Annotated in this window: 21 protein-coding genes and 1 pseudogene; 17 read left to right on the forward strand and 5 right to left on the reverse strand. The window is 68.2% G+C overall.

Features of this window, described 5'->3' with window-relative positions; all coding sequences use genetic code 11:
* Nucleotides 1-90: 90 nt before the first annotated feature.
* A complete protein-coding gene (locus AC1RRR_RS19135; RefSeq protein WP_454717983.1) occupies nt 91-1,029 on the forward strand; it encodes a ribose-phosphate pyrophosphokinase in 939 nt (312 codons plus the stop codon).
* A 47-nt stretch (nt 1,030-1,076) separates the two neighbouring features.
* On the opposite strand, the pseudogene AC1RRR_RS19140 reads toward AC1RRR_RS19135, so the two are convergent.
* A pseudogene (locus AC1RRR_RS19140) lies at nt 1,077-1,181 on the reverse strand (hypothetical protein); the annotation flags it as partial.
* A 140-nt stretch (nt 1,182-1,321) separates the two neighbouring features.
* Between AC1RRR_RS19140 and AC1RRR_RS19145 the strand changes: the two are divergent.
* The 4 genes from AC1RRR_RS19145 (at nt 1,322) to AC1RRR_RS19160 (ending at nt 4,637) form a co-directional block, all read left to right on the forward strand.
* Nucleotides 1,322-2,389 (forward strand): hypothetical protein, encoded by a 1,068-nt coding sequence (locus tag AC1RRR_RS19145; RefSeq protein ID WP_492815488.1) that lies wholly within the window; start codon nt 1,322-1,324, stop codon nt 2,387-2,389.
* A gap of 158 nt (nt 2,390-2,547) precedes the next feature.
* Entirely contained in the window at nt 2,548-3,147 is a 600-nt protein-coding gene (locus AC1RRR_RS19150; protein ID WP_492815489.1) for a 50S ribosomal protein L25/general stress protein Ctc, read from the forward strand.
* Between the two features lie 90 nt (nt 3,148-3,237).
* Entirely contained in the window at nt 3,238-3,855 is a 618-nt protein-coding gene (pth, locus tag AC1RRR_RS19155; RefSeq protein ID WP_492815490.1) for an aminoacyl-tRNA hydrolase, read from the forward strand.
* 32 nt (nt 3,856-3,887) lie between these two features.
* Complete coding sequence (locus AC1RRR_RS19160; protein WP_492815491.1) at nt 3,888-4,637, forward strand: tetratricopeptide repeat protein; 750 nt, start codon at nt 3,888-3,890, stop codon at nt 4,635-4,637.
* A gap of 9 nt (nt 4,638-4,646) precedes the next feature.
* Here the strand turns inward: AC1RRR_RS19160 and AC1RRR_RS19165 are convergent, their stop codons facing one another.
* Together AC1RRR_RS19165 and AC1RRR_RS19170 are read right to left on the reverse strand one after the other, a co-directional pair.
* A complete protein-coding gene (locus AC1RRR_RS19165) occupies nt 4,647-5,021 on the reverse strand; it encodes an ammonium transporter (RefSeq protein ID WP_492815492.1) in 375 nt (124 codons plus the stop codon).
* The gene (locus tag AC1RRR_RS19170) at nt 5,018-5,317 is read right to left on the reverse strand and encodes an autorepressor SdpR family transcription factor (RefSeq protein WP_492815493.1); all 300 of its coding nucleotides are present in this window, start codon (nt 5,315-5,317) and stop codon (nt 5,018-5,020) included. Before AC1RRR_RS19170 ends, AC1RRR_RS19165 begins: the two co-directional genes overlap by 4 nt.
* A gap of 107 nt (nt 5,318-5,424) precedes the next feature.
* Here AC1RRR_RS19170 and AC1RRR_RS19175 point away from each other — a divergent pair, with 107 nt between their 5' ends.
* From AC1RRR_RS19175 to AC1RRR_RS19190, 4 genes are all read left to right on the forward strand, one after another.
* Nucleotides 5,425-6,663: a M24 family metallopeptidase gene (locus AC1RRR_RS19175; protein WP_492815494.1), complete on the forward strand. Its 1,239-nt coding sequence runs from the start codon at nt 5,425-5,427 to the stop codon at nt 6,661-6,663.
* 64 nt (nt 6,664-6,727) lie between these two features.
* Nucleotides 6,728-7,330, forward strand: a complete 603-nt coding sequence (locus tag AC1RRR_RS19180) for a DUF2975 domain-containing protein (protein ID WP_492815495.1) — start codon at nt 6,728-6,730, stop codon at nt 7,328-7,330.
* Nucleotides 7,330-7,578 carry a helix-turn-helix domain-containing protein gene (locus tag AC1RRR_RS19185; RefSeq protein WP_492815496.1) on the forward strand — a complete coding sequence of 83 codons (249 nt, stop codon included), beginning with the start codon at nt 7,330-7,332 and terminating at the stop codon, nt 7,576-7,578. The genes AC1RRR_RS19180 and AC1RRR_RS19185 overlap by 1 nt, the downstream gene beginning before the upstream one ends.
* Nucleotides 7,579-7,604: 26 nt before the next feature.
* Nucleotides 7,605-8,450, forward strand: a complete 846-nt coding sequence (locus tag AC1RRR_RS19190; RefSeq protein ID WP_492815497.1) for an alpha/beta fold hydrolase — start codon at nt 7,605-7,607, stop codon at nt 8,448-8,450.
* Here AC1RRR_RS19190 and AC1RRR_RS19195 read toward each other — a convergent pair.
* Nucleotides 8,442-9,374 carry an AraC family transcriptional regulator gene (locus AC1RRR_RS19195; RefSeq protein ID WP_492815498.1) on the reverse strand — a complete coding sequence of 311 codons (933 nt, stop codon included), beginning with the start codon at nt 9,372-9,374 and terminating at the stop codon, nt 8,442-8,444. The genes AC1RRR_RS19190 and AC1RRR_RS19195 overlap by 9 nt on opposite strands.
* Nucleotides 9,375-9,465: 91 nt before the next feature.
* Here AC1RRR_RS19195 and AC1RRR_RS19200 point away from each other — a divergent pair, with 91 nt between their 5' ends.
* From AC1RRR_RS19200 to AC1RRR_RS19215, 4 genes are all read left to right on the forward strand, one after another.
* Nucleotides 9,466-10,500, forward strand: a complete 1,035-nt coding sequence (locus AC1RRR_RS19200) for an SDR family oxidoreductase (RefSeq protein ID WP_492815499.1) — start codon at nt 9,466-9,468, stop codon at nt 10,498-10,500.
* A 71-nt stretch (nt 10,501-10,571) separates the two neighbouring features.
* On the forward strand, nt 10,572-10,868 hold the full coding sequence (locus AC1RRR_RS19205) for a hypothetical protein (RefSeq protein WP_492815500.1): 297 nt from the start codon (nt 10,572-10,574) through the stop codon (nt 10,866-10,868).
* A gap of 73 nt (nt 10,869-10,941) precedes the next feature.
* Nucleotides 10,942-11,142: a con-10 family general stress protein gene (locus AC1RRR_RS19210; protein ID WP_454717995.1), complete on the forward strand. Its 201-nt coding sequence runs from the start codon at nt 10,942-10,944 to the stop codon at nt 11,140-11,142.
* A gap of 170 nt (nt 11,143-11,312) precedes the next feature.
* Complete coding sequence (locus AC1RRR_RS19215; protein ID WP_492815501.1) at nt 11,313-11,597, forward strand: hypothetical protein; 285 nt, start codon at nt 11,313-11,315, stop codon at nt 11,595-11,597.
* Nucleotides 11,598-11,600: 3 nt separating this feature from the next.
* Here AC1RRR_RS19215 and AC1RRR_RS19220 read toward each other — a convergent pair whose 3' ends face one another.
* Nucleotides 11,601-12,431: a pirin family protein gene (locus tag AC1RRR_RS19220; RefSeq protein WP_492815502.1), complete on the reverse strand. Its 831-nt coding sequence runs from the start codon at nt 12,429-12,431 to the stop codon at nt 11,601-11,603.
* Between the two features lie 147 nt (nt 12,432-12,578).
* Between AC1RRR_RS19220 and AC1RRR_RS19225 the strand changes: the two genes are divergently transcribed.
* From AC1RRR_RS19225 to AC1RRR_RS19240, 4 genes are all read left to right on the forward strand, one after another.
* A complete protein-coding gene (locus AC1RRR_RS19225) occupies nt 12,579-12,923 on the forward strand; it encodes a hypothetical protein (RefSeq protein WP_492815503.1) in 345 nt (114 codons plus the stop codon).
* 87 nt (nt 12,924-13,010) lie between these two features.
* Nucleotides 13,011-14,111 carry a redox-regulated ATPase YchF gene (ychF, locus tag AC1RRR_RS19230; protein ID WP_492815504.1) on the forward strand — a complete coding sequence of 367 codons (1,101 nt, stop codon included), beginning with the start codon at nt 13,011-13,013 and terminating at the stop codon, nt 14,109-14,111.
* A gap of 4 nt (nt 14,112-14,115) precedes the next feature.
* Nucleotides 14,116-14,622 (forward strand): L,D-transpeptidase family protein, encoded by a 507-nt coding sequence (locus AC1RRR_RS19235; protein ID WP_492815505.1) that lies wholly within the window; start codon nt 14,116-14,118, stop codon nt 14,620-14,622.
* Nucleotides 14,619-15,107, forward strand: a complete 489-nt coding sequence (locus AC1RRR_RS19240; protein WP_492815506.1) for a hypothetical protein — start codon at nt 14,619-14,621, stop codon at nt 15,105-15,107. Before AC1RRR_RS19235 ends, AC1RRR_RS19240 begins: the two co-directional genes overlap by 4 nt.
* Nucleotides 15,108-15,115: the final 8 nt, after the last annotated feature.

The raw sequence follows: 15,115 nt of genomic DNA on the forward strand, positions 1-15,115 counted from the left end.
GCGAAAAAGTCTGGCCGTTAACACTTGTGCCCGGGGCGATCACTGCTAGAAGGCCCCGCATCGGCCGCCCCCCACCCCCGAGATATCCCCATGAAGCTGCTGTCCGGCAACTCCAACCGCCCGCTGTCCCAGGCGATCGCGGAATATCTCGACATGCCGCTGACCCGCGCCCAGGTGCGCCGGTTCGCCGACCTCGAGGTGTTCGTCACCATCGACGAGAACGTGCGGGGCGAGGACGTCTTCGTCATCCAGTCGACCAGCTACCCGGCCAACGACAACCTGATGGAGCTGCTGATCTGCATCGACGCCCTGAAGCGCGCGTCGGGCAAGCGGATCACCGCCGTGCTGCCGTACTTCGGCTATGCCCGCCAGGACCGTAAGACCGGCGGCCGCACGCCGATCTCGGCCAAGCTGGTCGCCAACCTGATCACCCGCTCGGGCGCCGACCGCGTCCTGACCATGGATCTGCACGCCGGCCAGATCCAAGGCTTCTTCGACATCCCGACCGACAACCTGCTGCCCTCGCGCCTGATGGCCGAGGACATCCGCCGCAACTATCCGATGGGCGAGGACCTGATGGTCGTGTCGCCGGACGTCGGCGGCGTGGTGCGCGCCCGCGCCCTGGCCAAGCGCCTGGAAGACGCCGACCTGGCCATCGTCGACAAGCGCCGCTCGGGACCGGGCCAATCGGAAGTCATGAACATCATCGGCGACGTCAAGGATCGCCGCTGCATCCTGTTCGACGACATCGCCGACTCGGCCGGCACCCTGTGCAACGCCGCCCAGGCTCTGATGAGCCACGGCGCCAAGTCGGTCAGCGCCTACATCACCCACGGCGTGCTGTCGGGCGCGGCGGTGGATCGCGTGGCCAATTCGGTGCTGACCGAGCTGGTGGTCACCGACTCGATCGAAGCCTCGGACCCCGCCAAGGCCTGCCCCAAGATCCGCTACGTCTCGTGCGCCCCGCTGATCGGCGAAGCCATCCGCCGGATCGCGAACGAAGAGTCGGTGTCGAAGCTGTTCGACTAAGGGCGGCTCTAAAAATACGTGTCATCCCGGAAGCCTCGCAGAGGCTATCCGGGACCCAGGGGCAGCCGCATTGCCATGGCTCCTGGGTCCCGGCTCTCCGCTTCGCTGCGGCCGGGATGACACGCTTTTTTCTGCTTGTGGGGGCGGAGCAGTCTCTAAACTCGCCTCTCGCACGGTCACGCTTGTAAAAGTCTGGTTAACGGGGCGACAGTCACAATCTCGCCGGCCCGGGCTGCTATGCGCCGCCTCGGGGACCTGCCGGCCGCCAAGACTTGATGGGGAAGTTTCGAGAATGCGTTCCATTTCGCGTACGCGCGTCGTCCTGACGACGACCGTGGTGGCGCTGGCCGCCCTGGTGGCCGCCTGTAGCTCGCCGCCGCCCCCCGCCCCGCCGCCGGTCGTCCAGGCGCCGCCGCCTCCGCCGCCGATCACCCTGTCAGCCAGCCTGGTCGAGCGCGCCAGCGCCTTCCGCGGCTATATGGCGCGGGCCGGCCAGGTGTCGTCCAGCTTCCAGAACGGCGACCAGATCCAGGCCTCGCTGAAGGTCGGCGCCGCCTATGAAAGCAAGTCGTTCCTGAACGGCGCGGTGGCCTATGCCGCCGTCCTGGCCCTGCAGGACCCGACCTTCGTCGCCTCGGTGCGCGAAGTGGCGGCCAATCCGACCCAGCGCCAGGAGATGATCGCCAACATCACCTCCAACCCATCCTACGCGGCCGTGTTCAAGGGCGCCGACAGCGCCGCGGGCCTGATCATCGACCAGATCGGCGGCGACGGCCTGAAGGTCTACATGGCCGGCAAGGCCGTGAAGCAGTCGGCCTATGACGTGCAGAAGGCCTCGTGGTCCAAGGCCTCGGTCGTCGATCGCGACGGTCGCCTGGCCTCGGCCAAGACCCTGTCGGCCACCCCGGCCCTGGCCGAGAGCGCCGACGTGGCCGTGCTGCAGCAGGCCTCGACCGGCGGCCAGCCGCTGGGCCTGACCCCGCGCGCGGCTCCCGCCCCCTACCAGCCGATCGTCATCCGCGGCCTGGCCGTGGCGGCCCTGGCGGCCCTGGGCGCGGCCGGCGACAACAACCTGCCGACCATCGACGCGCTCAGCACCGACTGGGCCACGGCCAACTGCCTGAACATGGCCAAGCTGAACCTCTACCAGTGCCTGGCCGTGTCCAAGCCGCACTACGAGGACATCTTCTGCCTGGGTCAGCACATCCTGATCGATACGGGCGCCTGCGTGGTCAAGGGCGCCGGCGCCAGCCTGCCGCCCGAGCCGCCGCGCGCCCTGCCGGTCAAGGAGTCGATCGCCGTGAAGGGCGCCGGTTCCAACTCGCGCAAGGCCAAGACGGCGGCCAAGAAGAAGGGCTGATTTCAGCCCTCAAAATCTAGCGAAAGGGCCGGGCGTTGCGTCGCCCGGCCCTTTTGTGTATGTAGCGCGACCCTAAAAAGACGCTGGCGAGCGTGGCAATACAGCCATAGGCGCTGGGTCGCAGCAGAGAGCGTTCGGCTCTCTAGAAAGACATGACCATGGTCGAGATCATTCTGAACGTTGAAGTCCGTGAAGGCGCCGGCACCGGCAACGCGCGCGCCGTGCGCCGCGAGGGCAAGGTCCCCGGCACCCTGTACGGCGGCGGCAAGGCTCCGGTGAACATCGCCGTGAAGGTCAACGAATTCCGCAAGTCGCTGTACACCGGCAAGCTGCTGGGCCACCTGGTGACCCTGCAACACGGCGACGAAAAGCAAGCCGTCATCGCCAAGAGCGTCCAGTTCCACCCGGTCACCGACGAGCCGATCCACTTCGACCTGTTCCGCGTCAGCGAGCACCAGCTGATCAAGATCGAAGTGCCGGTCCACTTCAAGAACCACGACATCTCGGTCGGCATGAAGAAGGGCGGCTCGCTGGAAGTGATCCGTCACACCGTCGAACTGGCCTGCCCGGCCGACAAGATCCCGGAAGAGCTGGTCATCGACCTGGCCTCGCACGACATCGGCGACACCATCCGCATCTCGGAAGTGAAGCTGCCGGAAGGCGTGAAGCCGGCCGTGGACCGCGACTTCGTGATCGCGACTCTGAAGGCCTCGTCGGCCGCCCAGTCGGACGCCGGCGACACCACCACCGAAGGCTAATCGCCTCTCGGTCTGGTTTCCGAACCGATCTAAGAAGCGGGCGGGCCTTCGGGTCCGCCCGTTTTTCTTTGTCCTCTTGAGATCCAAGCGATGCTGATCCTCGCCGGCCTGGGCAATCCCGAGCCCAAGTACGAGAAGAACCGCCACAACGTCGGCTTCATGGCCGTCGACGCCCTGGCGCGGAAGTGGGGCACGGCCCCGTGGCGCGCGCGCTTCCAGGGCCTGGCCTGCGAGGGGCAGGTCTCGACGCCCGACGGCGTGGTCAAGCTGCTGCTGCTCAAGCCCAAGACCTATTACAACGAGAGCGGCCGCGCCGTGGGCGAGGCGATGAAGTTCTTCAAGCTGGCGCCGTCGGACGTCATCGTCTTCCACGACGAGATCGACATGGCGCCGGGCCGCTTTCGCATGAAGGCCGGCGGCGGGGCTGCGGGGAATAACGGCATCCGCTCGGTGACCAGCCAGGTCGGCGACGCCTTCCGCCGGGGCCGCATTGGCGTGGGCCATCCGGGTCACAAGGACGCGGTCATGCACTATGTGCTGGGCGACTTCCAAAAGGTCGAGCACCAGTGGCTGGACCCGATGCTGGACGCCCTGGCCGACGCCCTGCCCTTCGCCGCCGTGGGCGACGACGAGCGCTACCAGGCCGAGGTGATGCGCCTGGCGCCCGCCCCGAAGGCGGATCCCAGGAAGCCCGCCAAGGACGATTGACGACCGGCCCAGGTCGAGAGAAACAGCCAAGCATGCTCTCGCTCCCGCTGCCCCTGCTGGGCCTGTCGATGCTGTTCTCGATCGCGCTGTGCGTGCACGCCGTGCGCACGGGCCAGCAGATGTATTGGCTGTGGATCATCCTGGCGTTCCAGCCCGTGGGCGGGGCCGTCTATCTGGTCGCCGTGCTGGGTCCGCAGTTCTGGGGCGGCAAGACCGCGCGCAATGTCGGCGCGGCGGCCCGCAAGGCCCTGGATCCGCAGCGCGAATATCGTGAAGCCGCCCAGGCCGTCGATGACGCCCCCACGGTCGCCAACCGCGTCCGCATGGCCGTGGCCGCGACCGAGCTTGGCAAGCATGCCGAGGCCGAACGCCTCTATGCCGACAGCCTGACGGGCATGTACGCCGACGACGCCCAGCTGTTGCTGGGCCGCGCCAACGCCCTGATCGAGCTGAACCGCCCGGCCGAGGCCCTGCCGTTGCTGGAAAAGCTGGGCGAGCAGCCCAATGCCGGCCGCACGCCCCACACCATGCTGGCCCTGGGCCGCGTCTACCACGCCCTGGGCCGCGAGGAGCAGGCCGAGACGGCGCTGAGCTGGGCCGCCGACCACTATCCGGGCTTCGAGGGGATCGCCCGCTACACCGTCTTCCTGGCCCGCATGGGCCGCAAGGACGAGGCCCGCGCCAAGCTGGCCGAGATCGACAAGCGCCTGTCCAAGACCCACAGCCACTTCCGCAAGGAAGCCAAGGGCTGGCGCGACCTGGCGGCCCAAGCGGTGGGATAAGGCGGTGGGCTAGGCGACTTTCGCCTTGTCGCGCAGCGCCAGGCAGTAGCCCAGCGTCACGGCGATCCCGACAATGATCGCGCCGCTGCCGCCGACGACCGCGGTCTGCATCGGCGCGAACGCCCACAGGCCGGCATAGACCAGCCCGCTCAGCACCAGCGACCAGCCCGCGATCCGCCGGGCTTGCCTGGCCCAGGCTTCCGGCACGAAGGTCTTGGGCATGCGATTGCCGTACCAGGCGATCATCAGGCCATTGGCGCCAATGACCATCCGCATGACGGTCTCTTGATCCACATAGCCCAGCTTGCGCGCCAGGGTGGCGGCCAGCGCCAGGGCGACGATGCCACCGCCCCAGGCGAAGCTGCCGACCAGTTCCTTGTTCATCGCACGATCTCCGGCTCTTGGGGTTCCGGCGCTTCCAACGGATCGCCGAAGGAGTTGACGAAGCCCAGCAGCGCCTCTTCCAGCACCGAGAGCTTCAGATGGTAGAGGACGGACTTGCCCGACTTCTCGGCATGGACCAGGTCGGCTTCCTTCAGCACCGCGAAGTGGGCCGACATGGTCGGCTTGGAGAATTCGAAATGGTCGCAAAGCTCCCCTGCGCTCAATGGTCCGCGCTGCAGCAGCTGCAGCACGCGCCGGCGGGTGGGATCGGAAAGGGCTTTGAAGACCTGGCTCATAATTAGTCATTTAGCTAAATGTAGAATTGTTGGCAAGCCTGCATCGGAGGCGCTTGCCAGATCAGGGCGCGCGGGCCGAAAAGACTGTCGAGCTTCCCGAGGATGACATGACGGCTTTTCAAGACCTCTCGCGACGTGGCGTTCTCGCGGGCGTCGGCGCCCTCGCCGCCGCTCCGGCCTGGGCCAAGCAGGACAAGAAGCTGACCGACGGCATCGCCCTGATCGGCCCCGCCGAGCGCGCCTCGCGCCTGGCCCGCGCCCAGGCGCTGATGGTCCAGCTGGGCCTGTCGGCGATCGTCACCGAGGCCGGCTCGTCGCTGGACTATTTCACCGGCGTGCAGTGGAGCCGCAGCGAGCGCCCCTGCCTGGCGATCATCCCGCGCGAAGGCCAGGTCGGCATGGTGATGCCCAAGTTCGAGGAGCCCTCGATCCGCCAGAGCCTGGGCGTGCCGGCCGAGATCCGCCCCTGGGAGGAGGACGAAAACCCCTATGCCATCGCCGCCGGCCTGCTGGCCGACCGCAAGCTGGCCTCGGGCAAGATCGGCGTCGAGGAGACGACGCGCCTGTTCATCGTCGACGGCCTGAAGGCGGCGCTGCCGGGGGCCGAGGTCGCCTCGGGCGCGGCGGTGTTCCGCGGCTGCCGGATGATCAAGTCGCCGGCCGAGATCGCCCTGATGCAGGTCGCCGCCGACATCACCGTCGCGGCCCTCAAGCACACCCACGCCAATGTCCGCCCCGGCATGGGCCCCAAGGACATCGCCGCCCTGATGGCCGCCTACACCACGGGCCAGGGCGCGCGGGTCAGCTTCAACCTGATCCTGATCGGCGAGGCGTCCGCCTATCCGCACGGCTCGCGCCAGCCCCAGGTGCTGAGCGAAGGCCAGGTCGTCTTGATGGATTGCGGCTGCAATGTCGGCGGCTACGAGTCGGACATCTCGCGCACCTTCGTGTTCGGCGAGCCCACCGCCCGCCAGCGCAAGGTCTGGAACGACGTGGCCAAAGGCCAGCAGGTGGCGTTCGAGGCCGCCAAGATCGGCGTCGAGGCCGGTTCGGTCGATCGCGCCGTCCGCGCCTATTACGACAGCCTGGGCTGGGGTCCGCGCTACAAGCTGCCGGGCCTGTCGCACCGCACCGGCCATGGCATCGGCATGGACGGCCACGAGCCGGTGAACTTCGTGATGTCCGAGACCACGAAACTGGCCCCCGGCATGTGCTTCTCGGACGAGCCCGGCATCTACATCCCCGGCGAGTTCGGCGTGCGGCTGGAGGACTGCATCCACCTGACGCCGGACGGCCCGCGCTGGTTCAGCCAACCGCCCAAGTCGCTCGACAAGCCAATGGGCTGACGCTCACTCAATATCGATTGACAGAAACTTTTTTAGAATCGACTGTGACGTCATGGAGGACGCCATGGCCACGGTTCTGCATCTGAAGCCGCTGCACCGCGCCCCGGCCACGCCCGAGGAAAGCCCGGCCCAGCGCCGCGTGCGCCTGGGCAGCCGCGCGGCGGTCTGGCTGTTCACCGGCCTGTTCGCCCTGGCGGCGGCGATCCTCGTGACGGCCATCGCGACCATGCTGTTCTACAAGGGCGAGCTGGTCCGGATCGGGCCGGACAACTGCTACATCGGCGAGGGCCCGCCCAATTCGGTGGCGTTCGGCTCGCTGCCACTGGTCCACCGCCTGGTTTATGTCGGCGTCGGCATCGCGCGCGCTACGCCGATCCTGATGATGTTCTGGAGCCTGCGCGCGCTGTTCGCCGGCTATGCTCGAGGCGAGGTGTTCTCAGGCGAGGCCGCCCGCCGCTTCGGCCGTGTCGGGGCTTGGCTGTGCGCCTACGCCGTCTCGCCGTTCCTGTGCCACCTGGTCCTGGCCGCCACCGGCTACGAGATCGACAGGAACTGGGCGCACATGGCCAGCCTGCAGGCCTTCATCCTGGGCCTGCTGGTCTTCGTCATTGGCCAGGTCATGCAGGTGGGCCGCGAGATCGAGCAGGACCGGGAGGCCTTCGTCTGATGCCGATCGTCCTGCGCCTCGACGTCATGCTGGCCAAACGCAAGGTGCGCTCCAACGTGCTGGCCCGCGCCATCGGGATCACCGACGCCAACCTCTCCCTGCTCAAGTCCGGCAAGGTGAAGGGCGTCAAGTTCGAGACCCTGGAAGCCATCTGCGACTTCCTGGACTGCCAGCCGGGCGACATCCTGGAATACCAGCCCGAGCAGCCGCCCGACGTCGAAACCGAGACCGTCCAACGCGCCGGCTGACGGCGCCCTTTTCCCGGAGACACGCCATGAAACTTTCAACGCCCGCTCGGGCGATCGCGGCCAGCTGCCTGTTGTTCTGGGCCGGCATCGCTCACGCCCAGACCTTCGCCGAGGCGGAGGGCGGCAAGGTCGCCTATGAGACCTGTGGATCCGGCGACAGGGCCATCGTGCTGCTGCACGACGGCATTCTCCACTCGGCCGCCTATGATGACGTCTGGCCGCTGCTGTGCCAGCGCTTCAAGGTCGTGCGCTACGACCGGCGCGGCTATGGCCAGACTCCGGCGGCGACCACGCCCTTCGCCTCGGGGGATGACCTGGCGGCGGTGATGAAGGCGGCCGGCGTCACCCACGCGACCCTGGTCGGCTCCTCGGCCGGCGGCGGCATCGCCGTGGACTTCGCCATGGCCCACCCGGAGGCCGTCGATGGCCTCGTTTTGGCCGGCCCCTGGATCAGCGGCTTCAAGCCCTCGGCCGGTTTCATCGCCCGCAGCCTGAAGCTGGCCGTGCAGATCAAGACCGGCAATCTCGAGGGCGCGGTGAAGGACCCCTACATCCTCTCGCCCACCGCCGACGCCGAACGCGCCCGCGTCTTGGCCCTGCTCAAGGCCAATCCGCAGAACCTGGCCAACCCCAGCGGCAAGGTCGAACGCGCCGGCCCCGACGCCAAGGACCGCCTGGCCCAGATCCGCGTCCCCACCCTGGTGCTGGTCGGTGAGGTAGACATCGGCGACGTCTTCGACCAGGCCCGCGCGGTCGCCGCCGCCGTCCCCGGCGCCAAGTTAGAGACCGTCCCGGCGACGGGACACTTCATGTATCTGGAAAAGCCGCGGGACTTCGCCGAGCGGGTGACGGCGTTCGTGGTCTCACCCTGACGCGACCGCCCTCGCCGCGCTCCGATAGGCGCGCGGCGAGCTGCCGGTCACCCGTTTGAAGGCGTTGCTGAAGGCGCTCTCCGAGGCATAGCCCAGGGCCAGGCCGATCCGGGCCACGGCGGTCGCCTCCTCGCGCAGGGTCCGCTCGGCCAGGCGCATCCGCCACTCGGTCAGGTAGGTCAGGGGCGCCTTGCCCGAGACCGTCTTGAAGTGCTCGGCAAACGAAGTCCGCGACATGGCGCAGGCCCGGGCCAGCTCGTCCAGGCGCCAGTCCCGGCCAGGATCGCCATGCATCAGCCGCAGGGCCGGCGCTGTGCGGGCGTCCGCCAGGGCCCGCAGCCAGCCGGCGGGCAGCGGACCGCCCGCGCCCAGATGCGAGCGCAGGATCTCTGTGAACAGCAGCTGGGCCAGATGCGACGAGGCCAGCTGGGCGCCTGGCAGATCGCCTCGCGCCTCCTCGACCAGCCGACCCAGCAGCCAGCCGAAGGCGGCGGCTTGCGGCGACCCGCCCTCGATATGCAGCCAGGGCGGCAGGACATCCGCCAGCAGCCCGCCATTGAGCGGGTTGAGCAGGATGTGCCCGCCGATGAAGCCGAAGTCCGCGCCATCGCCCAGCACGGCCGAGGCCAGGCCCTCTCGGGCGAACAGGCTGGTCGCCTCAACCGGCTCGACGCCCGGGTCGCTGGCCATGATGTAGTTCCGCTGGGCGGTCAGCAGGCCGATGTCGCCGGCCTCCAGCCGCACCTTGGTCTCGGGCTCGTCCTCGAACCAGAACCAGCACCCGCCGTGCAGCACGGCCGACATCTTGATCCGGTGGCGCGACCGGAAGCGGATCGCCCACGGCCCGCCCGCCTCGAAGCCGCCGGCATGGACGGCCTGGGCCTGGGTCAGGCTCAGGATCTCGGAGAAGGGATCGACGACCATTTCCGGACTTTTGCGCAAGTATCGCGAACCCACAAGCATTCTACGTCCGACACCTGCTCGATAGGGTCCCGCCATCGATCAGGAGACATCCATGCGAGACGATTTGGTTCTGGTGACGGGCGGCACGGGCTTCATCGCCCAGCACTGCATCCTGGCGCTGCTGGCGCAGGGCTATCGGGTGCGGACCACGCTGCGGACGCCCGGCCGCGAGGCCGAGGTTCGCGCCTATCTGAAGGTCGGCGGGGCCGAGCCCGGCGATCGGCTGAGTTTCGTCACGGCCGACCTGAGCGACGACGCCGGCTGGGCTCAGGCCGCCGAGGGCTGCGCCTATGTGATGCACGGCGCCTCGCCCACCCCGTCCGGCGACTATGCCACCGAGGAAGAGTGGATCATCCCCGCGGTCGAGGGCAATTTCCGGGTCCTGCGCGCGGCGCGGGACGCGGGCGTCAAGCGGGTGGTGCTGACCTCGGCCTTCGGTGCGGTCGGCATGGGCCATAAGCCCATGAAGCGGCCGTTCGACGAGACCGACTGGACGCAGCTGAACGACAAGGTCGCGCCGTACCAGAAGTCCAAGACCCTGTCCGAACGCGCGGCCTGGAACTTCATCGCCGCCGAAGGGCGCGGTCTGGAGTTGGCGGCCGTCAACCCGACCGCCGTGATGGGCCCGGCGCTGGGGGCCGACTATTCGCACTCCATCCGGCTGATCAAGCAGATGCTGGAGGGCATCCCCGGCTGCCCAAAGGTCAATTCCGGCTTCGTCGACGTGCGCGACGTCGCCGACCTGCACCTGCGCGCCATGACCCATCCGGCGGCCAAGGGCCAGCGCTTCCTGGCCAGCGCCGGCGAGAGCCTGTGGATGCGCGACGTGGCGGCGATCCTGCGGCGACGGTTAGGCCCCGCCGCGACCAAAGTCCCGACCAAGGAGATCCCCAACACCGTCGTGCGCATCGGCGCGGCCGCGGGCAATCCGGCGCTGAAAGCGCTGGTCCCGTTCCTGGGCGTGACCATGAACGCCACCAGCGAAAAGGCCATCCGCCTGCTGGGCTGGTCGCCCCGCTCGGCCGAGGACTCCATCGTCGCCGCCGCTGAGAGCCTGCTGCGGCTGGGCCTGATTGAGGGGGCCTAGAACATCTCGCCCCGTCGCGCGTTAACACTTGGTCTCATCCCAAGAGCGGGCCAATAACGCGGGACGTCGCCATGACTCTGACCCAGCGGATTGTCATCCCTACCGACGGCGGCCGCGGCGTCATGGCCGTGGCGCTGGCGGCCCTGCTGCTGTTCGCCGCGATCACCGTCCTTGTTCTCGTGGGACTGCGCCCCGCGCCCGCCGAGGCCTCGGCGCACCAGCCTGCTACCGCCGCCTCGCCGCTCACCAAGGCCGATGAACCTGCGTGCAAGGCGGCCCTGGCTCGGGCCCGCGACACGCGCGGCCTGCCCGCCGAAGAGGCCGTCGCCGCCTCCACGGCCATGCTTCGCGCCTGCGGCGTCCGCTAAACTTAAGGCTAAGCCTTTGGAACGTTTAGGCGATTCCGGGCCTTGTCTTTGCGGAAGCAACAGGGAGGCCGCCATGGCTTTGCAAACCGACACCCCGTCCAAGTCCAAGCGTGGCTTCGCCGCCATGTCGCCCGAGAAGCGGCGCGAGATCGCCGCCAAGGGCGGCGCCTCGGTGCCCGCCGAAAAGCGCAGCTTCTCGCAGAACCGCGACCTGGCCACCCGCGCCGGACGCGTGGGCGGTTCGGCGTCGCCCCGTCAGCGCGGCGACGCCTGAAGCGCGCGGGCGCGTGGAACCGACCACGCCCTGACGATTTATCCTAGCGTCCGGACAGCCCATCGTGGCCGCGGACGCCAGCGGCCCGGCAACACGCCCCCCCGACGAACGCCGGGCCGCGCCTTTCTCCACAGCTTTCGCTGCACCCCGCAGCGCGGTTCGCGCGTTGTATGCGTATGGCAAGACAACCCAAGCCGCCGCACACCGGCGCAGGCGAACTGACGATCGCGCGTCAGGTCCATCCCGTGACCTTCTCGCTGCACTATATGGACAACCGAGGCTTGCGTTCGGCCAAGGGCGGCCTGACCGGCGCCCCAGAGGCCATGCGCGAAGCTTTCCGGCAGGGCCGCGTCCACCTGGCGCTGGACGACGGCAAGGGCTTCGACATCTCGATCGTCGCCCATGCCGAAGGCAGCGCCACGGCCTATTTCGAGAGCGCGGTCGACATTCGCTAGAACCTAGAACCGCCCGCGCTGGAAGTCTTCGAACGCCTGCACGATCTCCTCGCGGGAGTTCATGACGAACGGGCCGTGCCAGAAGACCGGCTCCTGGATCGGGCGGCCGGCCAGCAGCAGCACGCGCGCGTCGGTGACGGCCTCGACCCGGACGGTGTCGCCTGTTCCCAGGAACACGCCCGACAAGGCGTCGACCGTGTCGTGGGCGACGCGGACCTGGCCTTCATAGACGGCCAGCATGGCGCTGCGGTCGTCGCCGACCGGCTCCTCGAACACGGTCCCGGCCGGCAGCACGACGTCGAAATAGAGGGCGTCCACCGCGCCGCCGCCGATCGGACCCGTCGTGCCGCCATCGGTCACGCCCGAGATCACCTTCACGGTGACGCCGCCGTCGCGCGCCTCGACCGGAATCGCGTCGCTCTCGAATTCAGAATAGCCCGGCTCGCTCATCTTCAGCTTGGCCGGCAGGTTCACCCACAGCTGGAAGCCGCGCATGCGGCCCTCGGCCTGCTCGGGCATCTCGGAGTGGACGATGCCCTTGCCGGCCCGCATCCACTGGATCCCGCCCGGCCCGATCACGCCCTCGCGGCCGGTGTTGTCCTTGTGACGCATCCGGCCTTCCAGCATGTAGGTCACGGTCTCGAAGCCGCGATGCGGGTGGTCGGGGAAGCCGCCCATGTAGTCGGACGCCTGGTCGTTGTCGAAACAGTCCAGCATCAGGAACGGGTCGAACATCTGGGCCTCGGCGGTGCCCAGCATGCGGGTCAGCCGCACGCCGTCGCCATCCGAGGCGGGCTGGCCTTTCACGATCTTCAGGACGGGACGAACGCTCATGGGGAGGCTCCTTTCGCGCATTGATATCAGGTCTGGTTGCAGTTCTTGCAAGTCCTCAACCGCCGCGATCACCCAGGGTTGAGAAACCGCTTTACAGATCGCGATAGCGGTAACACTGTTCCGCCAACAACCTTGGGAGGGTACGCCGTGATCCGCTTTCGCGCGCTGACCGTGATCGCCGCCTTTGGTCTTATAGGGGTCGGTCTCCTGGGGAGCGCCTGCACGGCGACCGAGACCCGCACCCCGGCCCGGATCGTCATGAAAGGCCCGGCCGACAAGGTCGTGGCCCAGGCCGTTCCGGCGACCCAGGCCATGAAGGCCCAGTTGAACATCGCCCCGCGCGACGCCCAGGGCATGGTCGAGGCGACCCTGACCCTCCCGGCCCATGGCGGGGCTGACAAGGCGTTCGTGGCGATGAAAGGCTGCATCGACGCCAAGCTCAGCTGCGCCTTCCACGGCGAGACGGTCGCGCGCGTCGCGCGCCTGGGCTGATCTTCCGGCCAGCCTCTCGGGACCGGCGCGTTCGCCTTTCACGGCCATCCGTGCTAAGCGCGCGCCAACGAAATTCACGAGAGTTCCATGGCCCTTAAAGTCGCCATCGTCGGCCTGCCCAACGTCGGCAAGTCCACCCTGTTCAACGCCCTGACCCAGACGGCGTCGGCCCAGGCCGCGAACTATCCGTTCTGCACGATCGAGCCCAACACCGGCGAAGTCGCCGTGCCCGAGCCGCGCCTGGACGCCCTGGCCAAGATCGCCGGCTCCAAGGAAATCATCCCGGCCCGGATCACCTTCGTCGACATCGCCGGCCTGGTGCGCGGCGCGAGCAAGGGCGAAGGCCTGGGCAACCAGTTCCTGGCCAACATCCGCGACTGCGACGCCGTGGCCTTCGTGGCCCGCTGCTTCGAGGACGGCGACATCGTCCACGTCGAAGGCCGCATCGACCCGCTCAGCGATCTCGAGATCATCGAGATGGAGCTGATGCTGGCCGACCTGGAAAGCCTGGAAAAGCGCGTCCCCGCCCTTGAGAAGCGCGCCAAGGTCGGCGCCGACAAGGAAAGCGCCAACACGCTGCGCCTGGCCAATATCGCCCTGGCCCTGCTGCGCGAAGGCCGCCCGGCCCGCGCCGCCAAGATCGACGCCGATGACGAGAAGGCGTGGCACATGCTGCAACTGCTGACCTCGCTGCCGGCGCTGTATGTCTGCAATGTCGACGAAGGCAGCGCCGACAAGGGCAACAAGTACAGCGACCAGGTCGCCGAACGCGCCGCCAAGGACAATGCCAAGAGCGTGGTCATCTCGGCCCAGATCGAGAGCGAGATCGCCCTGCTGGACGCCGAGGAACGCGCCGAGTTCCTCGAGACCCTGGGCCTGGAAGAGCCGGGCCTGAACCGCCTGATCCGTGAAGCCTACACGCTGCTAAACCTGCAGACCTACTTCACGGTCGGCCCCAAGGAAGCCCGCGCCTGGACCATCCACGTCGGCGACACCGGCCCGCAGGCGGCCGGCGTCATCCACACCGACTTCGAGAAGGGCTACATCCGCGCCGAAACCATCGCCTTCGACGACTTCGTCAAGCTGGGCGGCGAAGGCCCGGCCAAGGAAGCCGGCAAGATGCGCGCCGAAGGCAAGGAATATGTCGTCAAGGACGGCGACGTGATGCACTTCCGCTTCAACGTCTAAGACCATGCGGCGCCTCGGCCTGATCGGGGCGCTGCTGCTGACGGCCTGCGGTTCGCCGCAGGCCGCTACGCCTGCTGGCCCGGACGCCAGCGTCGACCGCATCGTGGTCGAGAAGGCCGCCCACCGCATGACGCTGTACGCCGGCGAGCGCGCGGTGCGGATCTACAAGATCGCGCTGGGACGCGGCGGCCTGGCGCCCAAGACCCGCTCCGGCGACCGCCGCACGCCCGAGGGCGACTACCGCATCACCGGCCGCAATCCCGGCAGCGCCTATCACCGATCCTTGCGGATCGGCTATCCAACGCCAGCTCAGATCCAGGCCGCCCGCGCCCGAGGCCTGGACCCCGGCGGCGACATCATGATCCACGGTCTGCCCAACGGCCGAGGCCATCTGGCCGCCGCGTTCAAGGGCCAGGACTGGACCGACGGCTGCATCGCCGTTACCGATCCCGAGATCGAGGAGATCTGGCGCCTGGTCCGCGACGGCGCGAGCGTGAGGATCAACCCGTGAGCGCCGACGCGCCGGTCGTTGTTCGGCCCTCGCGGCTGAAGGAAGCGAGCTGGCTCGCCATCTTCGTTCTGGTGATGGTCGGTTTCGGCGCCTTCGGCGATCCCACGAGCTGGAGGATCGGCCTCGTCTCGGCGGCGATCGTTTCCCTGCTGTCTCTCCCAGTCTTCTTCGACACCACCCCGCGCCTGATCATCGCCGCCGACGGCCTGAGCTGGCGCGAGAAGAAGAAGGATACTCTGTTCTTCCTGGCCTGGAGCGAGATCGTCACCGCCGATATCGAAGGCGGCGGCGAGGATGACCCCCGTCGCCTGCGCCTGAAGCTGGAGCGGCCATCCGCCCTGGAGCAGGTCGCGTCCGCCCTCAAGGGCAGTCGCAAGGTCGACATCCCGATCGAGCGCCTGGACCTCTCCGAACGCCAGTTGATGGTGGCCATCCACCGGCGGGCATCGCACCTCTTCACGCGCGTATCGTATCGGGCGACTTGACCCGAGCG

The organism is Caulobacter sp. GW821-FHT12D05, assembly GCF_058807295.1.